Source organism: Corynebacterium sp. KPL4035 (assembly GCF_037908325.1).
Lineage (GTDB): Bacteria > Actinomycetota > Actinomycetes > Mycobacteriales > Mycobacteriaceae > Corynebacterium > Corynebacterium kefirresidentii.
On the sequence record NZ_JBBMGF010000001.1, the window covers coordinates 100166 to 111916 of the forward strand.

Below are 11751 nucleotides of genomic sequence, written 5' to 3' on the forward strand. Positions count from 1 at the left end.
GTGGTTTAGCGGACGGTGGCCGCCGCCGAATTCGCATTAGCCGGAGCCTTGGCCATGCGGGTGGTCACGGGTGTTTCTTCCGATGGGCCGTATTTCTCCAGCAGGGTGGAGGCCTCTTGGGCGGTAGCACCCTGGGAGGTTTCCGCCAAGTGCTTGAGGTTTTCCGGCAGCTCGAAGCCGCGCTTTTCCATGGCCTGCACGTAGAGACGGCCGGCGCGGTAGGACGAGCGCACCAGTGGGCCGGACATGACGCCGCCGAATCCGAGCTCCTTTGCCAGCTTGGAGTGAGCCACAAACTCCTCTGAGCGCACCCAGCGCTCAATCGGGTGGAAGCGCGGGCCGGGGCGCAGGTACTGGGTGATGGTGATGATATCGCAGCCAGCAGAGCGCAGGTCACGCAAAGCTTCCTCGACCTCTTCCTCGGTCTCGCCCATGCCCAAAATCAGGTTGGACTTGGTAATGAGGCCATAATCATGTGCCTGGCGGATGACGTCCAAGGAGCGCTCGTAGCGGAAGGCCGGGCGGATGCGCTTAAAGATGCGCGGCACGGTCTCCAGGTTGTGCGCGAAGACCTCCGGCTTGGCCTCGAAGACCTCCTCCAGCAGGTCTGGCTTGCCAGAGAAATCCGGGGTGAGGTTTTCCACGCCGGTGTGGGGGTTAAGCTCGTGAATCTTGCGCACGACCTCGGCGTAGAGCCATGCACCCTCATCGGGGAGATCATCGCGGGTAACACCGGTAATGGTGGTGTAGTTAAGGTCCATTTCCCGGATATTTTCGGCTACGCGGCGCGGTTCATCGCGGTCTAGTTCTTCCGGCTTGCCGGTGGCAATATCGCAGAAGTCGCAGCGGCGGGTGCACTTATCGCCACCGATGAGGAAGGTAGCCTCGCGGGATTCCCAGCACTCGTGGATATTCGGGCAACCTGCCTCCTGGCACACGGTGTGCAGGGAGGCCCCAGCCACGCGGGACTTCATGTCCTCATAGCCCGGGCCAGTGCGAACCTGGTTGCGGATCCAGCGTGGCTTTTGTTCGATGGGTGACTCCGCATTCTTCTTTTCAATGCGGAGCATCTTGCGTCCTTCAGGCTTAACAGTCACAAAAACTCACTTTATCGGTTGATGGTGGTGATGGCTAATAGCTCTTCTAGGTATAAGTCGCCGCGGTCACATCCTATTCCGCGCCAGCCCCAAACTAGGGTTCTTGCCGCGCTTGCCGACGCCTCTGTCTAGCCCTTTCATTCGCTAACTTCGTGGGATCAGGGGCTGAGCCAAAGGTGTGGTCGGCGACAATGAGGCGGCCCGAGAGGGCGTCATCAAGCGCCTGCAAAAGCGGTTGGGTGGCATCCTCGAGGCTGACCTGGCGTCCGAGCTCCAGCGATAGGGTGGTGACATCGGCGTCATCGATGCCACATGCCACGATGTGGTCGTAGTATTCCAGCGTATTGCAGCAGTTAAGCGCCAAACCGTGCATGGTCACCCCGCGAGTAATGCGGATTCCAAGAGCGGAAATCTTGCGGTCACGCTTCGGAGCGGAGGGATCCTTGGCTTCGGTAGTGGAAGGAACCCACACGCCCGAGCGGCCATCGATGCGCCCGGCGGTGGTTACCCCCATCTGGCGGACCGTCTGGATGGTGGCCTCCTCGAGGCGGCGGACATAGTCGACGACGTCGACGGGCTCGGCCAATTTGATAATGGGGTAGATGACCAGCTGGCCTTCGCCATGCCAGGTGATGCGCCCGCCACGGTCAACGGTGATAACGGGCAGGCCGTTATCTGGCATATCTTCCGGTTGGGTGCGCTTGCCGGCGGTATAGATATTGGGGTGTTCGACTACGAGCACCACATCGTCTTGTTCCCCCTTGGCGCGCGCGGCTGCTACCTCGGCCTGGTAGTCCCAGGCCTCCTGGTAGTCCATCCGGCCCAAGAAACGGACCTCTAGTGGTTTATCGGAGGCGCGGATAGAACGCTCGGCGGGGAAGAAAGGATCGCGTGGTGCAGTCATAGACTCAAAGTTTCCTCTGGTGCGGTGGGCAAAGCAAAGCGGGAGGGTGCGCGTGGCACACCCTCCCGCGTGGGGTCGAATTAATCTAGGCCGTTGGCGGATGCATAAGCGGCAGCATCCATGAGCTCGCCGGCCTCATCAACCTCAACCTCGAAAAGCCAGCCCTCGCCGAGCGGGTCGTTGTTGATGACAGCGTAGTCATCGTGCACATCCTCGTTAACGGCCTTTACGGTGCCGGTGACAGGGGAGTAGAGGTCAGAGACGGACTTCGTGGATTCGACCTCGCCACAAGACTCGCCGGCGGTAACGGTATCGCCTACCTCCGGCAGTTCGGCGAAGACGACCTCACCGAGGCGGTCAGCAGCCACGGAAGTAATGCCGATGCGCACGGTAGCGCCAGCAACGGCATCGGCGGCAGCGTTGACCCACTCGTGGTCTTCGGAGTAGGAAAAATCTTGAGGAAGGTTAGCCATGGTGATGTAGTCCTTTCGGGCTGGTTGAAAAGATGCTTACTTGTCGCGCTTATAGAACGGCAACGCGGTTACTTCAAAAGGATAGCGCTTACCGCGAATCTCCACCTCTACAGCGGAGCCGGGCTCGAGGTTCGCGCCGGTATTCAGCAGCGCGATGGCCACTGGGTGTCCCAGAGTGGGGGAAGGCTGGCCGGAGGTGACCGTGCCTACCTTCTCATCGCCCACGAAAACCTCGGCACCGGCGCGGGCTGCGCGGCGCTGCTCGGAGGTGAGACCGGTGATCGCTACCTGCGGGCCTTCGGCGGCGCGTTGGCGGACGACCTCGGAGCCGACGAAATCGGCCTCCTTTTTGGCAAAGGCACGGGCCATGCCCGCCTCTACCGGGGTGATGTCGCGGGAGAGCTCGTTGCCGTAAAGAGGCATGCCGGCCTCGAGGCGTAGGGAATCGCGGGCGGCGAGGCCGCACGGCTTGAGGTCGTATTCTGCACCGGCCTTGAGCAGCTCTTCCCACAGCTGCGCGGCATCGGAGTTGTACACAATGAGCTCGAAGCCATCCTCACCGGTGTAGCCGGTGCGCGCGATGATGGCAAAGGTGCGCGCCACCTTACCCATGGTGGCGGCGTAATAGCCGAGGTTGTAGACCTCGTCCTGCTTATTGTCTTCCACCAACGGGACGAGGATTTCTGCGGCCTTAGGGCCCTGGACGGCGATCATGGCCACGTCACGGGACTCGTTCTTCAAGGTGACATCGAAGCTCTCGGCGCGCTTGTTGAGCTCGTCCCACACGGTATCGGCGTTGCCGGCATTCGGGACGACGAGGAATTTATCTTCCTCAAAGCGGTAGGTAATGAGGTCATCGATGATGCCGCCGTCCTCGGCGGTGATCATGGAGTACTTGGCCTTGCCCACCTTGAGGGGCTCAAAGTTGGAGATGAACGCATAGGACAAGAACTTGCCGGCGTCGGCGCCGTTGACCCAGATTTCGCCCATATGAGACAGGTCAAATAGACCGGCGCTGTTGCGTACGGCGCGGTGCTCGTCTAGCTCGTTCTGGTACTTCAGCGGCATGTTCGATGGGCCGAAGGCCGTAAAGGTGGCGCCGAGCTTCTCGTGCTCGGCATTGAGTGGGGAGGTAAGTAGTTCGGTCATGTTTACTCCTCAGAATCGTCGATATCGAATGCTTCCGGCGGCGGGCAGCTGCAGACCAAGTTGCGATCACCATAGGCCTCGTCGATGCGGCGCACCGGCGGGAAGTACTTGTAGCTGTGGCGCAGGGATTTCACTGGCCAAGCGGCCCTTTCTCGGCTGAAGACAAAGTCCCACGTTTCGGCGCTAACGGACTCCGCGGTAAACGGAGCATGGTGGATGACGGAGCCTTCGTAGGACACCTGGCCGTCGATGATTTCTTGGATCTCGGCGCGGATGGTGCGCATTGCCTCGATGAAACGATCCAGCTCGCCCAAGTCCTCGGACTCGGTGGGCTCCACCATGAGGGTGCCGGCCACCGGGAAAGCCAGGGTCGGGGCGTGGAAGCCAAAGTCTACGAGGCGCTTGGCGACGTCCGCGGCGGTGACCCCAGAGGCGTCGGTAAGCGCGCGCAGATCCAGGATGCATTCATGGGCCACCAAGCCAGCATTGCCGGTGTAGAGCACAGGGAAGGAATCTTCCAGGGACTTGGCCAGGTAATTTGCGCCCAAAATTGCGTGGGCGGAGGCTTGAGCAAGTCCCTGCGCGCCGCTCATAGCTAGGTATGCCCAGGAAATCGGCAGCACACCGGCCGAGCCGTACTCGGTACTGGTAATAGGCACGCCTTGCCCAACCGGGGTAGCAGTGGTTGCATCCAGCTGCGGATCCGCGGCATTGGTGGGCAGGAACGGGATAAGGTGCTCGGCCACTGCTACTGGACCCACGCCTGGGCCGCCACCGCCATGCGGAATGGTAAAGGTCTTGTGCAGGTTGAGGTGGGACACATCGCCGCCGAACTGCCCTGGGCGGGCCCAACCGGTCAGTGCGTTCATATTCGCACCGTCAATGTAGACCTGGCCGCCCACCGCGTGGACTTTATCGCAAACATCGCGAACCTCTGGGTCAAAGACCCCGTGGGTGGACGGGTAGGTCACCATGATGCCGGCGATGTGGTTGCCATGCTTGGCAATCTTTTCATCCAAATCCGCCAGATCAATAGAGCCGTCGTCCGCGGTCTTTACCACCACAACGCGCAGGTTAGCCAGCGTAGCCGAGGCCGCATTCGTGCCGTGTGCGGAAGCCGGGATAAGTACTACATCGCGCTCGTTATCGCCATTGGCTACGTGGTAGCGGCGGATGGCCAAAAGGCCGGCCAGCTCTCCCTGGGATCCGGCGTTGGGCTGGATAGAGACCTTGGCATATCCGGTGATCTCGGCCAACCAACCTTCAATCTCCTCGACCAGTGCGCGCCAGCCGGCGGTTGTCTCTTCCGGCGCGTAGGGGTGGATGCCAGCAAACTCCGGCCAGGAAATCGGCTCCATGGCGGCGGTGGGGTTGAGCTTCATGGTGCAAGACCCCAGCGGGATCATGGTGCGGTCAAGCGCCAAGTCCTTATCCGCCAGCTTGCGCAAGTAGCGCAACATCTGGGTTTCGGAGTGGATGCGGTTGAAGACCTCGTGCTGGAGTGGCTCCTGGCTGCGCTGCAGGCTCTTAGGCAGGTCGAAGTCAGCCTCAGTCGCCTCAGCACCGAAGGCTTGGGTGAGCTTGGCGACGTCCTCCTTAGTCGCCGACTCACCGAAGGACACCGATACCTTGTCCTCACCGATCGAGCGCACGAGGTATCCCTCCTTCTGGAGGTTTTCCTTGATGCTGGTGGCATCGACGCCGGCGACGGTGACGGTATCGAAGAAGTCTTCAGATACCAGCTGCTTTCCGGCATCCTTGACGGATTGGGCGAAGCTGGAGGCAAGCCCATGCACGCGCTGTGCGATAGCCTTGAGGCCTTGCGGACCGTGGTAGACGGCGTACATGGAGGCGACATTAGCTAGCAAAGCCTGCGCAGTACAGATATTAGAGGTGGCGCGCTCGCGGCGAATGTGCTGCTCGCGAGTCTGCAGTGCCAAGCGGTAGGCCGGGCGACCATCCGCGTCCTTAGAAACACCGACGATGCGGCCAGGCATCTGCCGTTTGAGTTTTTCTGTAACCGCCATATAAGCAGCGTGCGGGCCACCGAAGAAGAGCGGCACGCCGAAGCGCTGGGAGGAACCGAGTACAATATCGGCGCCCAGTGAGCCAGGGCCTTCCAAGAGAAGCAGGGAAAGCGGGTCGGTGACCACAACGGCTAGCGCGCCGCGGGTATGCAGCTCTTCGATGAGGGAAGAGGGATCAAAAATGTCGCCCTCGGTGCCGGTGTAGGCAATGACGGCGCCAATGAGGTCCTCGCCTACGAGGCCTTCGCGCAGGTCGACGATTTCCACCTCGAGGTCAATCGCGCGGGCACGCTCCGCGGCGACGGTAAGCACCTGCGGGTGCAGGCGGGAATCGAGCACTACACGGCGGCCCTTCTTTACCGCACGGGACATAAGGCCCACGGCCTCAGCCGCAGCAGAAGCCTCATCCAAGAGAGAGGCATTCGCAATCGGTAGTCCAGTGAGGGATTCAATCATGGTCTGGAAATTCAGCAGCGCTTCCAGACGCCCCTGGGAAATCTCCGGCTGGTACGGCGTATAAGCGGTATACCAACCAGCATCTTCTAGCAGACCGCGGCGGATGACCGCTGGGGTGAGGGTATCTGAAAAGCCCTGACCATAGAAAGGCTTTAGCACAGTGTTCTGGTTGGCGTACTCCCGCAACGTAGCCTGTGCTTCATCCTCCGAGAGTGCCTCAGGAAGCTGAGGCAATTCTGCGGCGCGGATCTTGGAGGGAATGGCGGCATCGACCAGCGCGTCCACGCTGTCGTAGCCTACCTTCGCAAGCATGGTGGCCTGCTCCGTAGAATCCGGCCCTAGGTGGCGGGAGATGAATTCCATGTCAGTGAGACTCCTTAGTGGGGGACAATGGCTATAACCGCCCTAATTATATGTTTAATAATGGGTGAGCCGATCCCCCTTGAGAAACTTTTATGCACCGCATCACTGTCTAGGGTGGCTCCAAAGGCGCTCACCACGGGCTTAGGGGGAACGACCGCGAAAAGCCTCGAATAAAACGGGATGGATGGTTCAGCTAAAGGCGGATCTATCACCCCCACTTGGCACCCCAGACATGGCAAAAGCCTCCCAGACCCGCAGTGGGGCTGGGAGGCTTTAAGCGGCGATAGAACTTTAGACTTCGAGGTCTGCCTGGAAGTCCGCGGTCTGCAGGCGATCCTTGATGGTGGTGATGAAGCGGCCTGCGTCCGCACCGTCAACCACCTGGTGATCGTAGGTGAATGGCAGGTAGCACATCTGGCGGATGGCGATGGCGTCTTGGCCGTTTTCGTTGACAACCACCGGACGCTTCTCAATGGCTGCGGTACCCAGAATGCCGGCCTGTGGCGGAACCAAGATCGGGGTATCGAGCATGGCGCCCTCGGAACCGATGTTGGTCACGGTGAAGGTAGCACCGGTCAGATCGTTCGGCTTCAGCTTGTTATTGCGGGCCTTATCAGCCAGCTCCGCAATCTGCTGCGCGATCTGCGGCAGGGTCATGTCCTGTGCCTTGTGGATGACCGGGGTGAGCAGACCCTTCGGAGTATCAACAGCGATAGCGATGTTGACGTCCGCGTGGTAGGTCATCTCCTTGGTCTCTGGGTTATAAGACGCATTGACGTTCGGGTGGGAGACTAGGGCCTCAGCGGTAGCCTTCACGATGAATGGCAGGAAGGACAGGTTGGCACCGTGCTTGTCGATGAAAGCCTGCTTGTTCTTCTTGCGCATATCCCAGATGGCAGTCATGTCGACTTCCTGCACGTGGGTAAGCTGTGCGGAAATCTGCAGCGCCTCTACCATCTTGGAAGCGGTGATTTCGCGAATGCGGTTAACCTTCTGGGTGGTGCCGATAAGCTCCTGCTTGGCCGGATCCACAGACTTGGTGGACCAACGAGCGCGTGGGGAGTTATCGGATTGCGCACCGGACTTGGCAGGTGCGTCTCCCTCGCCAGCGGCAGCAAGCACGTCCTGCTTGCGGATACGGCCACCGACGCCGGTGCCCTCAACGTTGTTGAGGTCTACGCCGTGCTTGTCAGCCAGCTTGCGTACCAGTGGGGTGACATAAGGAACGTTGTCGCCGTTGTTGACCTTCGCGGAGGTATTGAGAGAAGAATCCTGCTGGGTTTCCTTCTTGTCCTCTGCCTTTGGCTCCGGCTTCTTATCTTCCTCTGCCTTTGGCTCTTCCTTCTTTTCCTCTTCCTTCTTTTCTTCGGCCTGTGGTTCTGGCTTGGAGTCGGAGGAGGATGCGGTGGCGTTTTCGTCGCCGATGCGGGCGATGACTGCGCCTACCTCGATGGTGTCATCTTCGTCGGCGAGGATTTCTACCAGGGTGCCTGCTACTGGGGATGGAATTTCGGTGTCGACCTTGTCGGTGGAGACCTCGAGCAGTGGCTCGTCTACTTCGACGGTGTCGCCGACGGACTTGAGCCACTGGGTGATGGTGCCTTCGGTGACGGACTCGCCAAGTTCTGGCATTTCCACGTCGGATGCGTCGCCGGAGCCGCCGTTAGAAGAGTCAGCCTTTGGCTCTACCTGAGCTTCTTCTGCTTCTTCCTCGTCCTTGTCAGCGGAGGAGTCGTTGGATGCGGAGCCTGCCTCATCCTCGTCACCGATGATGGCAATGACCTCGCCAACCTCGATGGTGTCATCCTCGTCAGCCTTAATTTCAATAATGGTGCCGGCTACGGGGGAGGGGATTTCGGTATCGACCTTGTCGGTGGAGACCTCGAGCAAAGGCTCGTCTACTTCGACGGTGTCGCCGACGGACTTGAGCCACTGCGTGATGGTGCCTTCGGTTACGGATTCGCCCAGCTCGGGCATCTCAACGGAGTTCGCCATGAGTTATAAGACTCCTCGAAAGTTGGAAGTGTTCTATCGCTACCCGACAATCTTACAGCGTGATGCTCACCCTCGTGCAGATGTGGGGTTAGTAACTACCCTCCTTCCGGGTAAGCTAGGGAATTATGTTCAACCCCTTCCGCCGCAACAAGTCCAGATCGTCACTGCGACCACCCCGCGGACCGGGGGAGACCATCCGCCCAGAAGACGCGCAGGATTTGCAACAGTGGGCCGCCGGAAGAATGTATGTAGAGGCCTTTGTGGAGCCGGAAACAGTGGTCAACGAGATGTCGGTTGTCGTTGTCGATGAAAACGGCGAGTTCATCCGCCGTCGCATCGGCGGGCCAAGGGGTATCGACGCGGTGGCCGCATTATTGAGCTGCGATATTTATGACGTGGAAGAAACCGGCTACCCGCAGCGCATGCGTGAACGCCTGGAGCGAAACCGCATTCTGCGTAAAAGGGAAGAACAAAGAAAACGCCGCGCCCGGTTCGAGCGCGGCGAGAACCCCGATACGGGGACTGAATTAAGCTAGATCGCTCTCTTCACGTAGGTAGACCTGGGAGCCGCGGCGGCGGAATTCGGCAGACTTTTCTTGCATGCCTTTCTCCGGTGCAGTGCCGTCGACGGCCTCGCGGACTTGCTCACCTAGCGTTGGCATGCCTAGCTCGGCCATCTGCCCGCCAAACATATCCCGAATGTCTTGGCTGATGCGCATAGAGCAGAACTTGGGGCCACACATGGAACAAAAGTGGGCGGTCTTTGCTGGCTCGGCAGGCAAGGTTTCGTCATGGTAAGCCTGCGCGGTTTCCGGATCGAGGGAAAGCGCAAACTGATCATTCCAGCGGAATTCAAAGCGGGCCTTGCTCATCGCGTCATCCCAGGCACGGGCGCCAGGGTGACCTTTGGCCACGTCCGCGGAGTGCGCGGCAATCTTATAGGTAATGACACCAGTTTTTACGTCATCTCGGTTGGGTAGGCCCAAGTGCTCTTTCGGAGTCACGTAGCACAGCATCGCCGTGCCACCCATAGCGATATGGGCGGCGCCGATGGCAGAAGTGATGTGGTCATAGCCGGGAGCGATATCGGTAACTAGCGGGCCGAGAGTATAAAAGGGCGCGTCAGAGGCCCAATCTTGCTCGAGCTCGTTATTTTCTTGAATCATGTTGAGCGGGACATGCCCGGGGCCTTCCACCATGACTTGGACGTCATACTCCCAAGCCCGGCGGGTAAGTTCACCAATCGTTTTAAGCTCAGCGAACTGGGCTGCGTCGTTCGCATCGGCTAGGCTGCCGGGCCGCAGGCCGTCGCCAAGCGAAAATGCAACATCGTACTGCGCAAAAATCTCGCATAACTCATCAAAGTGCTCGTAAAGGAAAGATTCTTTATGGTGGGCCAAGCACCAGCCCGCCATAATCGAGCCGCCGCGGCTTACAATGCCAGTCACGCGATTGCTAGCTAGAGGCACATAGGCCAAAAGCACACCAGCGTGAATCGTCATATAGTCCACGCCCTGCTCGCATTGCTCGATGACGGTATCACGGAAGATTTCCCACGTGAGGTCCTCCGCTACGCCATTGACCTTTTCCAATGCTTGGTAAATCGGGACGGTGCCGATGGGAACCGGAGAGTTGCGCAAGATCCACTCGCGAGTGGTGTGGATATCGTCACCCGTAGACAAGTCCATGACGGTATCCGCACCCCATTGGGTAGCCCAGCGCAGTTTGGATACTTCCTCATCGATGGAGGAGGATACTGCTGAGTTGCCGATATTGGCGTTAATCTTGGTAAGAAATTTGCGGCCAATGATCATGGGCTCGGACTCGGGGTGGTTGACATTATTGGGAATAATCGCGCGGCCGCGAGCGACCTCCTGACGTACGAATTCCGCATCGCAATGCTCGCGCAGAGCTACAAATTCCATTTCTCGGGTAATGATGCCCTGGCGGGCATAATGCATCTGCGTAACGCGTTGGCCTGCCTTCGCCTTAAGTGGCAGGCGCTTAGAGCCCTTCCATTCTTGGGAGGCAGCACCGCGGCGCTGTGCGGCGCGGCCGTCGTCAGCGAGCTCTCGGTTGCGGCCTTGGTATTTTTCGGTATCCGCGCGTTTTTGAATCCACTCGGTGCGTAATGCCGGAAGCCCCTGCTCCGGTGCGCATTCGGGACCACGCGTGCGGTAAACGCGGAAGGGCTCGTTAGGGGCATGAGGGGAATCGTCCAAGTGGATTTCGGTCTCTGGGACCTCTAAACCGTTGTGTCGAATGGGGGAATAGGAATGCTTGGGGTGGTTTTCTGGGGCAGCCGTCATGGCAGGCTCTCCTCTCTTCCTTCGTAGGTATTAACCAAACAGGTTCGAACGGTAGATACGCAGCTGTAGCGCACTCTCAGCCCGTGCTCGGGCACCCGTGGGGACGCAGATCACCCTATAACAATCGCCTCACCCAGCGCAGGGTTTTCCGCATTTGGTCTAGGCCTAGTGATGCGTGGTGGGAGGGTGAAGGAATGTGGTTGTTAGGTCAACAGGAAACTTTCAGGATTCTTCCACCGGTATCCAATATCGGTAACCCATACTAAGTTCATGCGTTTGAGAGAGCGCATGCGAGAGAGATAGAGAGAACCCCTCATGTTTCCAGAGGGCGGTTGTTTTAGCCGATACATGGAAACACCTTGTAGAGAGACGCTTGCGGCCCTCGGACCACTTTCGGTTCGAGGGCCGCAGGCGTTTTCTTTTGCCTAGCAGATCGTGGCGCCGGCAGCGGCTAACTCTTGCAACGCCGCCTCACCGCGAGATTCATCTACCGGGGAACAATAGTCACGCAGAACGCGGACGGCAAAGCCCTCATTAAGGGCATCAGCAGTGGTGGCACGAACGCAATGATCGGTGGCAATGCCCACGATGTCTACGGCATCGATGTGGTGCTCGCGCAACCAGTCAGCAAGCAGGGTGCCGTTAGCAGCACCCTCAAATCCGGAATAGGCGGCGGTGTATTCGCCCTTGCGGAAGTAGGCTTGGGCCGGCCCGATAGCCTCATGCATGGCCGCTCCGTGGGATTCGGCTACACAGTGCACGGGCCAGGAATCAACAAAATCCGGGCTCTGGGAAAAGTGAGAGCCCGGATCTATATGCCAATCCTGCGTGGCTACGACGGTGTCATAATCCTGTTGCAGGGTAGCGATCTTGGCAGCGACTTCATTGCCTCGTTCGGTACCCAAGGCGCCGCCGGGGCAAAAGTCATATTGAACGTCAACGATAATCAGAGCAGGCTTCATGCCTTTAGGAGTTTAA

General features: G+C 59.2%; 9 protein-coding genes. 1 reads left to right on the forward strand and 8 read right to left on the reverse strand.

Annotated features, from left to right (window positions below):
- Nucleotides 1-5: 5 nt before the first annotated feature.
- The 6 genes from lipA to sucB form a co-directional block, all read right to left on the reverse strand.
- Nucleotides 6-1070, reverse strand: coding sequence for a lipoyl synthase (gene lipA / locus WMP96_RS00480; protein ID WP_340432005.1), 1065 nt, complete (start codon nt 1068-1070; stop codon nt 6-8).
- Between the two features lie 121 nt (nt 1071-1191).
- Complete coding sequence (gene lipB / locus WMP96_RS00485) at nt 1192-2001, reverse strand: lipoyl(octanoyl) transferase LipB (protein WP_340431805.1); 810 nt, start codon at nt 1999-2001, stop codon at nt 1192-1194.
- Nucleotides 2002-2081: 80 nt separating this feature from the next.
- Complete coding sequence (gene gcvH / locus WMP96_RS00490) at nt 2082-2474, reverse strand: glycine cleavage system protein GcvH (protein WP_340431807.1); 393 nt, start codon at nt 2472-2474, stop codon at nt 2082-2084.
- Nucleotides 2475-2510: 36 nt separating this feature from the next.
- Complete coding sequence (gcvT, locus tag WMP96_RS00495; RefSeq protein WP_301716673.1) at nt 2511-3623, reverse strand: glycine cleavage system aminomethyltransferase GcvT; 1113 nt, start codon at nt 3621-3623, stop codon at nt 2511-2513.
- A 2-nt stretch (nt 3624-3625) separates the two neighbouring features.
- Entirely contained in the window at nt 3626-6469 is a 2844-nt protein-coding gene (gene gcvP, locus WMP96_RS00500) for an aminomethyl-transferring glycine dehydrogenase (RefSeq protein ID WP_340431809.1), read from the reverse strand.
- A 291-nt stretch (nt 6470-6760) separates the two neighbouring features.
- Nucleotides 6761-8464, reverse strand: a complete 1704-nt coding sequence (gene sucB / locus WMP96_RS00505) for a 2-oxoglutarate dehydrogenase, E2 component, dihydrolipoamide succinyltransferase (protein WP_308767020.1) — start codon at nt 8462-8464, stop codon at nt 6761-6763.
- Between the two features lie 125 nt (nt 8465-8589).
- On the opposite strand from sucB, the gene WMP96_RS00510 reads away from it, so the two are divergent.
- A complete protein-coding gene (locus tag WMP96_RS00510) occupies nt 8590-9000 on the forward strand; it encodes an oxidoreductase (protein ID WP_301715585.1) in 411 nt (136 codons plus the stop codon).
- Here the strand turns inward: WMP96_RS00510 and thiC are convergent.
- Nucleotides 8992-10773 carry a phosphomethylpyrimidine synthase ThiC gene (thiC, locus tag WMP96_RS00515; RefSeq protein WP_301715586.1) on the reverse strand — a complete coding sequence of 594 codons (1782 nt, stop codon included), beginning with the start codon at nt 10771-10773 and terminating at the stop codon, nt 8992-8994. The genes WMP96_RS00510 and thiC overlap by 9 nt on opposite strands.
- Before the next feature lie 425 nt (nt 10774-11198).
- Complete coding sequence (locus WMP96_RS00520) at nt 11199-11735, reverse strand: isochorismatase family protein (RefSeq protein ID WP_301715587.1); 537 nt, start codon at nt 11733-11735, stop codon at nt 11199-11201.
- Nucleotides 11736-11751: the final 16 nt, after the last annotated feature.